This is a genomic window from Staphylococcus microti (assembly GCF_000934465.1).
Lineage (GTDB): Bacteria > Bacillota > Bacilli > Staphylococcales > Staphylococcaceae > Staphylococcus > Staphylococcus microti.
In genome coordinates this window covers 1-225 of the sequence record NZ_JXWY01000110.1, presented here as the reverse complement: position 1 = coordinate 225, position 225 = coordinate 1, and the positions used below count along the sequence as shown (strand labels likewise).

Here is a 225-nt window from a genome sequence, read left to right as displayed (position 1 = left end):
TTGGATTGGCCAAACAACAGTTATTTATGGTTTTTTAGCAACTTGTTTGGTTCTACCTGTTGTTTTCAAACGAGTAAGAATACATCCTTTACAATCATTAGTAAAACCCAATCCAGCCACTATTTGTGCACCTTTTTCTTTAGTTTCAGCAGCTTATATAGTAGCTTTTCCTAAAACAAATTTATTAGTTCTTATTATCTTACTGATATTATCGCAGTTTTTTTA

At 30.7% G+C, this 225-nt stretch carries 1 pseudogene; it reads left to right on the top strand.

Features of this window, described 5'->3' with window-relative positions:
- Nucleotides 1-225: pseudogene (locus TP70_RS12615) on the top strand (TDT family transporter); the annotation flags it as partial.